The sequence below is a fragment of the Lactiplantibacillus sp. C232 genome, from assembly GCF_023806725.1.
Classification (GTDB): Bacteria; Bacillota; Bacilli; order Lactobacillales; family Lactobacillaceae; genus Lactiplantibacillus; species Lactiplantibacillus plantarum.
This window is the reverse complement of sequence record NZ_JAMSKZ010000004.1, coordinates 36,930-50,586: the sequence shown is the minus strand read 5'-3', so window position 1 is coordinate 50,586 and position 13,657 is coordinate 36,930. Positions and strand designations below refer to the sequence as shown.

General features: G+C 45.3%; 8 protein-coding genes. 4 read left to right on the top strand and 4 right to left on the bottom strand.

Annotated features, from left to right (window positions below):
* Window position 1: 1 nt before the first annotated feature.
* A complete protein-coding gene (locus MZO41_RS05425; protein WP_003642687.1) occupies window positions 2-886 on the top strand; it encodes a polyphosphate kinase 2 family protein in 885 nt (294 codons plus the stop codon).
* 122 nt (window positions 887-1,008) lie between these two features.
* Here MZO41_RS05425 and MZO41_RS16795 read toward each other — a convergent pair whose 3' ends face one another.
* On the bottom strand, window positions 1,009-2,673 hold the full coding sequence (locus MZO41_RS16795) for an Ig-like domain-containing protein (RefSeq protein ID WP_013355787.1): 1,665 nt from the start codon (window positions 2,671-2,673) through the stop codon (window positions 1,009-1,011).
* Between the two features lie 272 nt (window positions 2,674-2,945).
* Window positions 2,946-3,707: an alpha/beta hydrolase gene (locus MZO41_RS05405; RefSeq protein WP_003642691.1), complete on the bottom strand. Its 762-nt coding sequence runs from the start codon at window positions 3,705-3,707 to the stop codon at window positions 2,946-2,948.
* A gap of 123 nt (window positions 3,708-3,830) precedes the next feature.
* Between MZO41_RS05405 and MZO41_RS05400 the strand changes: the two genes are divergently transcribed.
* Window positions 3,831-4,826 carry an NAD(P)/FAD-dependent oxidoreductase gene (locus MZO41_RS05400; RefSeq protein WP_003642692.1) on the top strand — a complete coding sequence of 332 codons (996 nt, stop codon included), beginning with the start codon at window positions 3,831-3,833 and terminating at the stop codon, window positions 4,824-4,826.
* 1,084 nt (window positions 4,827-5,910) lie between these two features.
* On the opposite strand, the gene MZO41_RS05395 is transcribed toward MZO41_RS05400, so the two are convergent.
* Both MZO41_RS05395 and MZO41_RS05390 read right to left on the bottom strand, forming a co-directional pair.
* Window positions 5,911-7,704 (bottom strand): glycerophosphodiester phosphodiesterase, encoded by a 1,794-nt coding sequence (locus tag MZO41_RS05395; protein ID WP_003642695.1) that lies wholly within the window; start codon window positions 7,702-7,704, stop codon window positions 5,911-5,913.
* A 381-nt stretch (window positions 7,705-8,085) separates the two neighbouring features.
* Window positions 8,086-10,239 carry an LTA synthase family protein gene (locus MZO41_RS05390; protein ID WP_003646579.1) on the bottom strand — a complete coding sequence of 718 codons (2,154 nt, stop codon included), beginning with the start codon at window positions 10,237-10,239 and terminating at the stop codon, window positions 8,086-8,088.
* A gap of 190 nt (window positions 10,240-10,429) precedes the next feature.
* Here MZO41_RS05390 and MZO41_RS05385 point away from each other — a divergent pair, with 190 nt between their 5' ends.
* Window positions 10,430-10,867, top strand: coding sequence for a GNAT family N-acetyltransferase (locus tag MZO41_RS05385; protein WP_003642697.1), 438 nt, complete (start codon window positions 10,430-10,432; stop codon window positions 10,865-10,867).
* Window positions 10,868-11,229: 362 nt separating this feature from the next.
* Complete coding sequence (locus MZO41_RS05380) at window positions 11,230-13,272, top strand: SpaA isopeptide-forming pilin-related protein (protein WP_013355783.1); 2,043 nt, start codon at window positions 11,230-11,232, stop codon at window positions 13,270-13,272.
* Window positions 13,273-13,657 lie beyond the last annotated feature (385 nt).

Below are 13,657 nucleotides of genomic sequence, written 5' to 3'. Positions count from 1 at the left end.
CGTGAATTTTGAAAAGCACTACCGATATACTGGAAAGCAAAAATTAGGATTAACTAAATTGGCAACGGCGGTTGATCCAGAATTTGAAGACGAAAAGGTCATCAAGGCGCAAATCGCCAAGAATATTAAGCAACTGACTGAGCTGCAAGGTAAGTTATATGCACAAGACCGATTTGGTGTTTTAGTCATTTTTCAGGCGATGGATGCGGCGGGTAAGGACAGTATGATTCGCCATATCATGAGTGGGGTCAACCCCCAAGGCTGTGAAGTCACATCGTTCAAGCAACCAACTACTAAAGAAATTGCGCATGATTATTTATGGCGAATTCATGATCGGGTCCCCAAACGCGGCATGATTGGGATCTTCAATCGGTCGTATTATGAAGACGTACTTGTTAGTCGAGTCCATCCGGAAATTATTGTGAATGAGCACGTCGGTGAGATTAACGATAAGAAACAAGTGGATGATGCTTTTTTTGAACGTCGTTTTAACGATCTTCGGTACTTTGAAGATTACTTGCAACACAACGGCTACTTAGTGCTCAAGTTCTTCTTACACATGTCAAAGGCGGAACAGAAGCAACGTTTTATTCGCCGTATTGAAATTCCAAGTCACAACTGGAAATTCTCAGCTGCCGATATTCAGGAACGGCAGTATTGGGATGATTATCAGCGTGCTTATGATGATGCTATCACCAAGACGGCTACTAAAGCGACACCGTGGTACGTCATTCCGTCGGATAGTAAGTGGTATTCGCGGCTCTGTGTTTCGGAAATCATCAATCAACGCCTGTCGGAATTGCCATTAGCGTATCCCTCACTGGATGCGAGTGCGCAAGCACAATTAAAAACGGCGCTGGAGCAACTAGATCGTGAGACCGACTAACAAAGTATCGCGCAGTGTTACTAGCAGCAAGTTGAAATTATAAAAAATGAGCTACTCACACCGTTGATCGTCAGTTCAACGCGACGTGAGCAGCTCATTTTTTTGACGGTGTGACAAGCTAATTATGAATGCCGATGCTTAGTTCGGCGTGTCAGGACAAAAGCGCTACCGAGTAATCCAATCAATAGGGCGAGACCGATAGCTACTGACCAACTTGCCGAGTGTTCGTTAGTTTGTGGCAACGACTTATTCATCGGTGCTGAGCCTGCAAAAGCTGTAGCTGCCGATGCTGGTAAGGGATTAGTTGCCGGAACCGTTGTGGCGGTCGTGTTAGTCGAATTTGTCGCTGGATTGGCAGGTGCTGACAGATTACCACTGACGCTTGGTTCGGGGGTCGATGGAGACGACTCATTTGGAACGGCTGGAGTGACGGCCGTTGGTTTTTCAGGTGTTACGGTTCCTGGATTGGTGGGCTTAGGACCACTCGGCTGTTCTGGTGAGACGGTACCCGGCTTTTCTGGTTCAGTGATTCCGGGTTTCTCCGGTTCAGTAGTCCCAGGTTTTTCTGGTTCAGTGACCCCGGGTTTCTCCGGTTCAGTAGTCCCAGGTTTTTCTGGTTCAGTGACCCCGGGTTTCTCCGGTTCGGTAGTCCCAGGTTTCTCTGGTTCGGTGACTCCGGGTTTCTCGGGTTCGGTAGTCCCAGGTTTTTCTGGTTCGGTGACTCCGGGTTTCTCCGGTTCAGTAGTCCCAGGTTTTTCTGGTTCGGTGACTCCGGGTTTCTCGGGTTCGGTAGTCCCAGGTTTCTCTGGTTCGGTGACTCCGGGTTTCTCGGGTTCGGTAGTCCCAGGTTTTTCCGGTTCAGTAACTCCTGGTTCCTCATCTTCATCGGGATCTGTTGGTTCCGAAATACCTGGATTTTCGGGAACGTCCGGTTCGGTGACTGGCCGTGAAATCGTGGCTGTCGCGGATCCCTTGTTGCTGTTCTTGTCAGTATAGGTGACATTATTTTCAAAAGTTGCGTCGCCAGTGGGTTCGTTAGTCTTAGTTTGGTAGGTCAAAGCTAACTCTGACGTAAACGACCCTGTGGCATTAAACGTCAATTGATTACCATTCACGCTCGTATTGACGGGAATAATATTACCTGTCTCATCGCGTAGGACGGCGCTGCCATTGACATACGTTTGGTTCGGACTCAACGTATCAACAAAGGTGGGATCGACGAGCTGATTGTTATTAGGCAAGACACGAATTGTCCAGTTGATCCGCCGTGGATTAGCTTCGTCAGCCCATTCAGCTGATTTCTCTAATAAAATTGGGGCTAAGTTACCAGGATGACTAGGAACGGTTCCGAAGGCGTCCAATTGAACAAACCCTTTCCGATTACGTGGTCTGGTTTGATAGGCCTGATTAAATGTGACGAGACCCGTATGTGCGCCGGCAGCAATGAAGAAGGTTCCGATGGTACCTGCAGTGGTTCCTTTCATTGGAAAAGCCTCGTCATGCGGAATACGAACGTTTTCGGGGACTTGGAAAGCCATCGTGTCGCCCGCCTTGATCTTGAGGTTATCAGGGATGCGCCAGTTGTAATTGACTGTGTATTCTTGGTCTTCTGGCAATTGTGCATCGTGAGCCATTATCTTGCCCTTACTATCTTTGATAACCGCACTATTAACATCGTTGCCCGTTGCTTCAATTACGTTGCGGGCCTGACTAACTAAGGGTGGCCCGAACATCAAAAAGAAAATTCCAGTAAGTGCTAATAATAACCATCGCCATTTTTTGCGCATGGTAATCGCCTCCATTAAGATATACCCATACATTACCACCGTTGTACATAAAAATCGCTGACAAAACACCGTTTGCTAGCTTAACTAACGGTATGCGGCCAGATTTAGCAGACTTTTTTGTGATTGCGTTATTAACTGATATGTGATGTTTTAGGATACCAGAAAAGACACCATTTGCCATCCCATCCAAGGGACGTAAGGGTGTCCGAATCCTGTTAAATTAGAAGTGTGGCGTGCTTCAGGTTGATTGGCAGCACGCCTCGATGAATTGATCAGTTGCCGTACAAGAACTGGATGATGAGTAAGTCGACCTGTGGATTGATATGCAACATTGAGTGGCTGGCGGTCAGGGGACTACCGTGAATGATTTGGGTTTTTGGTGACCAACCAGCTGCCAATAATTGATGGCTGAATTTAAGTACGGCTTGTAAATTGACGCCGCCATCACCACTTGTATGCCAAACATGGCCGGCAATATTCAATATCGGCAAGGACCGTGGTAACCGGTTTAACTGCTGAGTGGTCAAGCCCGGATAGGTCGAGCCAATGGTCACAAACTTATTGATTTGTGCGCGCTGGGGGACTTGCGCTGTCAGATAATCAAAGATGATATTACCTCCAGATGAGTGACCGACAGCATTGTAGCGGGTCACGTGGTAGCGTTTTGCGAGCCCTTGCATGACAGTAGCAAACTGCCGAGCTTGACGTTTCGCATGATGATTATCGGCAAAGATAACCTGAATCGTTGGGTTGTTTTTTAGTGGTCCAAACTGTTGGACGGTCACGTGGCCGGCGTGACTAACATGGACGACCAATCCTTTCGTCATCAGGTGTGCCGCGGTTAAGCGGTGCACAAAGCCGTCGGTAGAAAATGCGCGCGCGTAATCGCCACCGACGAAGATGGTCGGAATACTCGTTTGGGCGACCCGCGTTTTTCGTAATGGGGTCAAGCGATGTTGCCAATAGGATCCAATCCCTACGACCAGGGTCGCACTAATAATGGCCATGATTTTAATAATTTTAATTCGTCGCATCACTGATCCACCTCGCCTTTGAATCCTATTATAGTCGAATTAGTAAAAATTGCTTTTGCAAACCTTTGCCGAATCCACTAGAATGAGAAGCAATAAGTCTACATAGAAGAGAGCTGGGAAACGATGAGTGCAGAATATGATTTAACAATTATTGGTGGTGGCCCGGTCGGCATGTTTGCAGCCTTCTATGCTGGTATGCGTAATGCGCGGGTTCAGTTATTAGAAAGTCTCCCCGAATTAGGGGGTCAGGTTCAGGCTTTGTATCCTGAGAAGATCATTCATGACGTTGCGGGATATCCGGCAATCAAGGGCCGTGAACTGGTGGCACAACTTGAAAAGCAACTCACACAATTTCCAATTGACATTCAATTGGCGAGCCCGGTGACGGATGTCACGGGAGCGATGGGTGATTTCACGATTACCACGGCGAGTGGACAGCAGTCACATTCCAAAGCGATTATCGTAGCGACTGGGAGTGGGGCTTTTGAACCCCGGCGCTTAGCAGTCGATAATGCGGCTGAATTTGAGAATAAGCAATTATTCTACCACATTCCAAGTGTCAAGCAATTTGCGGATCGAACGGTACTAGTTGCGGGTGGTGGCGACTCAGCCATCGATATGGCCTTGATGCTTGAACCCGTTGCTAAGCACGTTTATATCATGCATCGGCGTGATCGGTTCCGTGGGATGGAACACAATGTGGACTTGTTAAAAGCGTCTTCCGTTGAAATCAAGACGCCATTTTTGATTAAGCAACTTGCAGAGACGGCTACCGGACAGTTACAGCTGACGATGAAAGAGGTTCGCGGCACAACTGAAGAAACATTGGCCGTTGATGATTTGATTGTTAACTATGGCTTTATCGCGGATAATAAAGTCATCCGAAACTGGCACGTGACCCCAACCATGGCCCACCGACTCATCACCGTTGATACGGAGATGAATACCGACGTACCTGGGATTGCGGCTATTGGTGATACGGTGACTTACGCGGGCAAGTTAGGCTTGATTGCCAGTGGCTTCGGGGAAGCTCCTAACGCGGTCAATCAGTTAATGATGACCTTGTATCCCGAACGACGGAGTCCACTGCATAGTACGACCGTGTTTGAAAAAATGTAAGTTTAAAAGAGCTGCGATATAACTGGCGCTATACAAGCAAATAGGACGAGAAACCGAATCTTGGCTTCTCGTCCTATTTGCTTGTTCCTTTAAGAACCCGCTTTATTGGCGGCCTGTTGTACCATGAAGTGGTAGAAAGGCAAATGTTTTTTTTAATCTAGATAGCTTTGGTGTGTCTTAAAATAAAAAAACAACCGGTCGCTCCGGCTAAACTTTTACAATGTATAAGTTTGTACAAAAAAATATACAAAATTTACTGAAAATTGATAACGATAAAGAAACGCTGTTGTTAAGATAAATTCGTAACATACTGCCTGTTGTTAACGTAGAATTTGAGAGGATGATTCTGTTTATGGCAAAAGGTTCCATTATTGATGGTGTGTTAGTTTAGATGATTAGATTTTATATGTCACTAAGTGTTGTGAAGCATACGATACTTTATTTGTGTTTTATTTTTCTATTACTGTATTTAAAAAAGCGTTATCCAGACAATGTAATTATCGGTTTTTTTTAAAATACGGTGGTGTTTTATTAATAGTATGCTTCATTTACATTTTATCGCAATTTGGATTGCCGGTTACCGCAATCGATGTTCCAATAGTTCTTGGAATTTTGGGTATTTCGGTTGTTGTGTTGAGACACAAGCAAAAGTAGGACGAACTGCTACCAATCTGTTGCTTACGGAGTCATGATAACTCATGGCTCTTTCTAATATTGACGTCCCTGATAACGTACTGTCATCAAAGGACTTCATGGTTCAGACCCTGTTTCTGGGTCATTCCATATGAGCACCTAATTGGCGGTAAAAGTATTAAAAATCAGTGGCTGATCAACTATCGGCATTCGTGCGCTTTAGAAATTAAAATGGCAGATAACCCGGAGCGCTGCGCACTTTAATACAGTTTTTTACCAACATCTCAATCACCGCGACGGCTACTATCCAAATGCACTTATGCATTCAGATGGCGCTTACGATTCGTCATCAGCTGGAAGTCACTTTTTCAGCAACGACATCATTCAGAATTTTCGTGGTTGCTGAATGATTTATGCACTCGCTGTGACAGCAACTTTGAAATAATGTGGATTACTCGTTGCTAGTTAGACTTAATTCATTCATAAAAGTCAATAAGAGTTTGGCATAGCTGGGATGGTCGGTGTTGCTCTTAACTTCTTGCTGCATTTCCGTTAGATTATCAGTGACTACGCCGGTGACGCCCATGAACATCATTTGATCCATTTGGTCCGTATTATCAATGTCCCAGGCGTAAACCGTCTTGTGATTGCGGTCAGCCTTGTCAACGAATTGGTCGTTTAATGTGGTGACCTCCATGGTGTAGCCGTTCGCGACTGTATGCGGGAACGTGAGATTATAAGGCAAGATGTAACTAACGAATTGTTTTTGATCTAAGCGTTTCAAGTCACGCATGACTTTGAAACTAAGCGTATGGACTTGGTCATGATGAGCCAGTAGGGTCGCACCATAACGATCGATGAACCGTTTAGTATCGGCGGCGGTGTAAGCCGAGCTGGTCTTGATTTCGACTAATAGTTTTTGATGATGCTTGTGAGCCGCTTTCAGGTAAGCATCGAAACTTGGAATCTTTGCCTGATAGCCATTTTCACGAACAGTAATTTTTTCTAGTTGTTTTAATGTTAATTGAGATGGCTTTTTCTTAACGCCAGCTAAGGCTTTTAAGGTTGGATCATGCATGACAACGAATTGATGGTCCTTGGTGACTTGGATGTCCATCTCAACGTAATCCGGATGTTCCTTGCTGGTCTTGATCAGTGCAGGAATTGTGTTTTGCACGCCGTTACCGTTATCGACGCCGCGGTGGGAAATCATGATTGGCTTGGTAATCACTAGTCCATTTAAGTAGACTAAATTAACGGCAACTAGCAAACTTGTCGCTAACAGCAAGCCAATTGCAACACTCGCCCGGGTCAATTTGCGCAACCGTGGTGCCTCGTTAAAGTATTGCGGTTGTTGGCGGAGGAGTGTAAAGTCTTGACGATAGCAAACAATAATTAACATCATGAAGATGGCCGTGGTATAACAAATAATAATTTCGGTGATTGCTTCCATGATAAAGAGATTAACAGTGGCAGCGGCCATGGCAAAACTTGTTTTATCGAATTGAAGCTGGGCTACGTAAATCAACGTATAAATGGTCGTGACGATCAGAAAAATCATAAATAAGGTCACAATCATGGTCCATAAGTAGCGCCAAAGATGGTGGCGCGTTTGTTGCCAACTACGAGTAACGGCCGTTTTCCATGGAAGCCGATCGACAATCATTAGCGGTAATAGGCTAATTAGGCGAATTCCAAGGTAACCAGCCAGCAAGTAGAAGCACCCCAAGCCGAGCGTCATCCACGGGTTTTCCATGAGATAGCTGACAATGAAGGCTGGAATTTTGGCCTTGTTGAGTAATGGTGTTGTAAAGATGAAACTTCCAAATGGCAAAATCACAATAAAGTAGCCGATAAAGAATAAGAAAGTGCTGGGTGAGGTGCCAGTCAGACTAGTGACCGTTGACCGCAAGACCGCGCGTACAGTTTGTGGTCGGCCACGAAAGATATTCATAATACCCAGTAGCAGAAACGCAAATTGCCAATAAACTAAAATAATAATGGCTAATAAGATCGCCACCATACCGAGTGCGGCCAGTGGTTGGTGAATAATAATACTACCGATATTCGTGTACGAGACATAACTGACCCGTTGCCACTTGAGTAACATTTCTAGCACCCAATTAAAAAAAGGAATTGCTAAGTAACTAATGACCAAATTGGTACTAAATATCAGGGCAACGTAACTGCCCCAGTTCTTATAAAAACGGCGGGTACTATCCCACCAAAAACGCCAAGCGCCCATGCGTGGTGCCTCCTCCCTTGATCCGGCATTGACGAATCAAGTCATTATTAATTTTATTGTAACACGCATTGTGTTAGTTATTTTTATCTAAATAATTGCTTAGATTAGTCACTCTAGGAAACCACTTTCAACTAAGCATAATGGGGCTACCGAGCACGTTTCGGTAATCCGCGCGAATGGCTGATGAACGGCACTGAACTTAAGAGATGGCACGTGTTAATCATCGTAATGCGCAAGCATGAGACAAACCACAATTAGTATTTTATCATGCAACCGATGCCAGATGGATGAGGGCAGCGTCATATTTAAAGGAGATCATAAAAAGGCGCGATGGCAAATAAATTGCCGTCGCGCCTTGCATTGTAAATGGAAGGCTTGTTGCTATTTGGAACTGCTAGAGCTAGTCGTGGTACTATCCGTATCATCAGGGTTGGTAATCTTGATACGAGTAGAATCAGTCTTCTTATGCGAAGCTTCCGGTGCGTCGGTCGTATACAACGAGTCCGTTGACTTATTACCATTCTTCGAGTAGAGACTGGTTGACTTGCCAGCTAATTTATTTTGAATCTGAATTTCTTTTTCAAGGCCATCGGCGTAATTGTAATTAGAAGCGTCGACTTTCTTGAAGCCCTTAGGGGTGTAGAAACGTAACAAATTCTTATTGTTAAGTGAATCAGAGAGGCTTAATTCTTTGTCGACTTTCTTCTGATCTTTATCAACAGTCTTCTGAACTGCCTCATCATCATCAATCGTTTCGCCAGTTGCGTTGTCATAAATTTTGCCGCTAAGGACGGTGTATTTAGACGTGACGAAATCGCGATTTCTAAACGCAACGGTACTATCGTGTTGTTTAGAGAAGAGGTCGGTCCCAAACTGAATATAACGTTTGCTTGAAATCCCTAGTAAGTGCAGAATCGTTGGTAGGACGTCAATTTCACCGCCATAAGTCGATTCGACTTTACCACTCTTGATTCCTGGAATATTGATCATGAATGGCACACGTTGAAGCTGGGCGCTATCAAAGGAAGTCCAATCGTCCGCAGATTTACCGAGAATAGGTGCCAAGGTCGAGTTTTCACTGTTGGATAAGCCGTAGTGGTCACCATAGAGTACGATCATCGAATTCTTTAATAAACCAGCCTTTTGCAAGTAGGTATAGAATTCTTTGACGGATTGATCGAGGTAGTGGGCGGTCTGGAAGTAACCGTTAATGGCGGAATCACTAGTATCCGTTGTCTTAAACGTCGTGTCTTCCTTATCAAGTGTGAATGGGAAGTGGTTCGTTACCGTGATGTATTTGACGTAGAACGGTTGTTGTAGCCGTTCAAGATACTGAACTGAATTCTTAAATAACAGCTTATCCTTTAGACCATATCCAGTTGATTTATCACCAGTCGTATCGAAATAACTGGCATCAAAGAAATATTGGTACCCCATATTCTTATACGTGTTATTTCGATTCCAGAAACTGGCCACGTTACCGTGGAAGACGGCGGAGGAATAATTGGCCCGTTGGTTTAGAATCGCGGGAGCGGCCTGGAACGTATTATCTGAGCCTAATTGGGAGAACAATGATCCAGTTGAGAGCCCGTAAGTACTAGTTTCAAGCATATTTTCGGCATCAGAAGTTTTCCCTTGACCAACTTGGTGGAAAAAGTTCTTAAAACTGTAAGTTGAGTTGCTATGATACAGTTTATTTAAGAACGGCGTAACTTCCTTACCGTTGACTTTCTGATCAATAAGAAATTGTTGAAAACTTTCTAGATGAATCACAATGACGTTGCGACCCTTCGCCAGACCGTACATCTTAGCGTTTGGCGCGGCATAGTGTGATTCAGTATAATCTTTAACGGTATCTAATTCTGATTTCTTTGCGCTGGCGCGTTGATGATTGGTCTGTTCATCCTTGATACCATCATAGACTGTAAAAGCATCTATACCAAGATATTTGACGATATAAGTGCGGTCAAACGTTCTGGTTAGTAGTTGTGGTCGGTTGGATTCTGCTAAGGTCAAGTTAAGACCGAAACCTGCAATCGCGGCAGAGGTGTATGCAAAGGCCGTGTGTTTCTTAATTGGTCGTGTGTCTTGCTTAATCCGATGAAGAATGACCAAGGCCAGAATGACAATAATATCCGCCCAGTAAAGAACATCGCCCCAACTCGCTAGGGCTAACGATGAGCCGGTAAGTCCCTGACTGACCTTGGACACGCCGGTAATCGTACTAACAGTCATGAAATCCGTGAATTCACGATGGTAGATAACGTTGGCATACAGTAAAATGGTGTCGAGTGCATCAATGAATAGCAAAATATAGTAATATACACCGGTTTTACGAATGTAGAACGCCAGACTAAACAGAAAGACCGTCGTTGCAATCGGGTTCACGAGCATCAGGAACGCCTGGAGTGGATCGGCAACGCCTAGTGAAAATTCGGTTAAGTACGCATAGATCGTTTTGGCCCAGAATAAGAAGACTAGTAGCCAAAAAAATCCAATTCGCGTGTTAACGTATTGGCGAAATTTGGTAAACATCGATAAAGACCTCATTTTTAACAAATTTGGATATGACTCGATAACCAGTCATCAAATCATTTTAACATAACATCGGAACTCGTAATCGCTAACAATTTTAAGAATGCGTTAATTTCGTTTCGAGTTAGTTTGACGATAACCGGTGAAACGCGTATTCTCAAAGTATTTCAGAAGAACGGGTGATAACGTGATGCAGATAAAAATGAGTAACCAGGTTGATTCATCAGTTTATGCGGATGCCATTGCAATCCGGCGGGCAGTCTTTGTGCAGGAACAACATATCGATGAAACTTTGGAAATTGATACGGTCACTCCAGCGACGTGGCACTACGTCTTGTATGATGATCAAAAGCAGGCGGTAGCCACAGCGCGAGTGACACCTAGCGACCAATGGACGGGACATGTTCAACGAGTTGCCACGTTGAAAGCGGCGCGAGGGCAGGGCTATGCACGACAATTGCTTCAACGGATTGCAGCGGATGGGCTGAGCCGTGGTTGGCGACAGTTGGTACTAGGCGCTCAAGTCACTGCACAAGGGTTTTATACACAATTAGGGTATCAGCCACAAGGGCGCCCGTTTATGGAGGCGGGTTTGCGACATCAGACGATGATATTGACATTGTCGTAAGCATATTGGCGTAACTTTCAGTTGGTTAGGTTGTTGATTCGAGTCATATTCCAGAATAAAGGGGCCTTCAGCTTAAGGCTTAGCTTTGTGGTTATTTTTTAGCGAGACAATGTAAATGGAATTTCCGGTAGACTTCTAGGCATAGTTCTAGAGGCCTTTTTTGCTAAACGATTAGTTCGGATAGTTCGCAAATAAAAGTTTTGATTCGTAGTAAACTAGTTGGTTGCAGTATTGTACATATGGAGCTGATTAGCGTGAATCACTAACTGGTGGCCGACCCTGACAATCATACACGACTGTGAGGGTGTGTTGGGTTGTGAGAATGACAAAGACAAAGCTTTTTTTGAATGGGGGAGGAGCGTATGCGAAGAAAGCTAGTTGGGTATATGCTAAGCATGTTGACGGTAATATTAGCGCTATTTATGCTGGGGAGTACTGCACATGCTAAAGAAATCAGTGTTACGGGTTTAACGGCTGGCAATGCCATCGTACTTGATGCGAATGGCAAGCCCGTTACTGACACAAGTACGTTGAATGATAAGGCTGGCTACCAATTAACGTATCATTGGAGTATTCCAGATTCTGAAGTGATTAAGGCCGGTGATACAGCAACCGTTGAGATTCCAACGTACGTCAGTATCGATCATGATGTTGTGATGCCGTTAACAGATTCTGCCGGGCAAACCTTGGGCACGTTTACGTATACGAAAGGTGCCAGTACTGGGACGATCACGTTTACGGATGCGTTGGGTACACTCAATAGTCGGGCTGGCACACTGAGCATGAATGCGAAGGGCAATGCGACGGCGACGGAAGGATCAGCCGAAATTGCTAAAAGTGGCTTGGTTGTTTCGTCGGGAAGTGATGGTGCGCCAACGGTATTGGGGTGGCACATTACCGTGACACCGGGCAATAACTCGACGGTTGTGGTTACAGATACGCTAGGGCCCAATCAGACATTCATTCCAGATTCGGTTGCGGCACAGGCCGTGCAAATTATCAATGGTATCCAAGTGCCACAGCAACCGTTAACACCGACTGTTGCAACTAATGGTAACGTGATTACTTTTACGTTTAACAACATTCATTCACCGTTTGTGATTACTTATAACACTAAGGTTGAGAATTTTAATCCGGCTGACACAGCTAAATGGCATAATACGGCTGCACTGGACGGACTAGGCGTTGATGCGACGGCCGATATTACCTATGGTGGCAATGGAACAGCAGGGATGACCTATACCATCGAATTAACGAAGCATGATGCGGCAACCAAGGCCGTGTTGGCTGGAGCCGTTTATGAATTGCAAGATAGTACGGGCAAGGTAATCCAAACTGGGTTGACGACTGATTCGCAGGGACAATTGATTGTCAAAAATCTACGTGCTGGTGATTATCAGTTCGTTGAAACCAAGGCTCCGCTTGGGTATGAACTTAATACCACCCCAGTAAAATTTACTCTCGGCGGTATTAAGCCAGAGGTTGCTTTTCAGGTAAGTCAGGATGATGTCAAGCAACCAGTTGTGCCGACAACTGGTGATGTCACGTTAACCAAAACTGATGCCACGACCAAGGCGGCATTGGCTGGGGCCGTTTATGAATTGCAAGATGCCACTGGCAAAGTGCTCAAGATGGGATTAACGACGGATACCACTGGTCAACTTACCGTATCTGGTCTGACCGCGGGCAATTATCAATTTGTTGAAACTAAAGCGCCTAGTGGTTATCAGCTTAATGCGGCACCGTTATCATTTACAATCAAGCCGAATCAAACGGCAGTGGTAACGGTAGCAGCAACTGATGAACCGGTCACTGAACCAGGAACAACTGAACCCAGCCAACCAGGTGAACCAGGGACGACTGAACCAAGTAAACCAGGTGAACCAGGAACAACTGAGCCAAGTAAACCGGGTGAACCAGGAACAACTGAACCAAGCCAACCGGGTGAGCCAGGGACGACTGAACCAAGCCAACCGGGTGAGCCAGGGGCGACTGAACCAAGCCAACCAGGCAAACCAGGCGAACCAGGAACGACTGAGCCAGGTAACCCTGGAACCACGGGGCCAACCGCGCCACAACCGGAACGACCAGCTGTACCCGGTCCAAGCCAACCCGCTGCACCTAAACCGGGACAATCTGGATTAGGTCAACCGGCATTACCAGGACTGATCAAGCAACCAAGCACGGGTGTCAATGGTGCTGGTGGCACTGTGGGTAATGGTGTGACAACTGGTATGAACGGCTTTGGAACGCCAACTGGTAGTGACCAAAGCACATCAGCTGGCTATAACCACGGAACTTTGCCGCAAACCAGCGAGAAGCAGTCGCCGATTTGGGTGATTTTTGCCGGGCTTTTGGGCTTGTTAATTGCCGCGGTGGGAATCGGTTATCGCCGTCGTGCTTGAAGACGCATGAATTGATTTATTAAAGTATCATGTAGGGATTGATGATGCCCCAGAAATTTTATGGTTTTTGGGGCATTGTTTTGGTTATGTGTAGAGCTAACATTGTTTACGGGGTCAGTTCAGAATTTCAATCAATAAATTTGAATCATCGTGTGAGTTACGATTAAGCAATATGGTCTAGCTAGCTGATGTGGAGATTGTTAGCCGTGTGGTGGCACACGCAAAATCTTTGGCACAGTGAATGGCGGATGGCGATGACCTTATTAGTCTTTGTCGTTGCTAGTATGACGATATTGAGTTAGTCAGCGGTGACTATCAGATTACCGGTGCTCACACAATCATTAAGTATAAACGACTGGCAGTTTGCTACGATTCAATTTAGTAT

What these genes read in the sequence shown, in the direction of transcription:
- MZO41_RS05390 (WP_003646579.1), bottom strand. Translation starts at nt 10,239, where the DNA reads ATGTTTACCAAATTTCGCCAATACGTTAACACGCGAATTGGATTTTTT.
- MZO41_RS05395 (WP_003642695.1), bottom strand. Translation starts at nt 7,704, where the DNA reads ATGGGCGCTTGGCGTTTTTGGTGGGATAGTACCCGCCGTTTTTATAAG.
- MZO41_RS05405 (WP_003642691.1), bottom strand. Translation starts at nt 3,707, where the DNA reads ATGCGACGAATTAAAATTATTAAAATCATGGCCATTATTAGTGCGACC.
- MZO41_RS05400 (WP_003642692.1), top strand. Translation starts at nt 3,831, where the DNA reads ATGAGTGCAGAATATGATTTAACAATTATTGGTGGTGGCCCGGTCGGC.
- MZO41_RS05385 (WP_003642697.1), top strand. Translation starts at nt 10,430, where the DNA reads ATGCAGATAAAAATGAGTAACCAGGTTGATTCATCAGTTTATGCGGAT.
- MZO41_RS16795 (WP_013355787.1), bottom strand. Translation starts at nt 2,673, where the DNA reads ATGCGCAAAAAATGGCGATGGTTATTATTAGCACTTACTGGAATTTTC.
- MZO41_RS05380 (WP_013355783.1), top strand. Translation starts at nt 11,230, where the DNA reads ATGCGAAGAAAGCTAGTTGGGTATATGCTAAGCATGTTGACGGTAATA.